The organism is Nonomuraea recticatena (genome assembly GCF_039533245.1).
Classification (GTDB): Bacteria; Actinomycetota; Actinomycetes; order Streptosporangiales; family Streptosporangiaceae; genus Nonomuraea; species Nonomuraea roseola.
Window position 1 is genome coordinate 1 of sequence record NZ_BAAATE010000174.1, and the last position, 596, is coordinate 596.

The following is a 596-nucleotide window of genomic DNA, read 5'->3' on the forward strand; positions in this document are numbered from 1 at the left end:
CCTTCAGCAGGCCGCGTGACCTGCAAACTTGATACCAGCATGGGAGAATGAACCATGAGCAAGTACATCATCGACAAGCCCGAGGACTACGAAGCAAAGCTGGCCGCGATGTTCGCTACCTTCGGCATCCCCACCGATCAGATGCACTACAACCCAGGCATCGAATCCGACGGCGAACGCCTCACGTTCTCGCCCGTCTACTCCTGGAAGCTCCGAGACCTCACCAACGAGCAACGTGACGCCATAGAGGCTGCCTTCAACATTCGGCTAATGCCGTGACCGACCTGATCGACTTCCTCAATGCCCGACTGGCAGAGGACGAAGCGGTCGCACAAGCCGCCACGCCCGGCCCATGGAATGACGACGGCGGGTGCATCTCCAACGCGGACTACCAGATCACCGACTACGGCGCGTACACCAAGGCCGACGGCGAGCCTGAGGAGTGGGAGCCGCAACGGCAGCGCGCCGACTCGGCCCACATTGCCCGCCACGACCCGGCCCGTGTCCACCGCGAGGTTACGGCCAAGCGGGCGATCATCGCCGATGTAGAACCTGACGACCCATCCGCGTTCATCGATGGCTGGAGAGACGAGCAC

At 62.2% G+C, this 596-nt stretch carries 2 protein-coding genes; both read left to right on the plus strand.

The window, feature by feature from the left end; genetic code table 11:
- Positions 1-54 precede the first annotated feature (54 nt).
- Positions 55-279, plus strand: a complete 225-nt coding sequence (locus tag ABFX50_RS51005) for a hypothetical protein (protein WP_310283783.1) — start codon at positions 55-57, stop codon at positions 277-279.
- The coding region (locus ABFX50_RS51010) for a DUF6221 family protein (protein WP_346158554.1) at positions 276-596 on the plus strand (321 nt) is incomplete at its 3' end. The genes ABFX50_RS51005 and ABFX50_RS51010, both read left to right, overlap by 4 nt.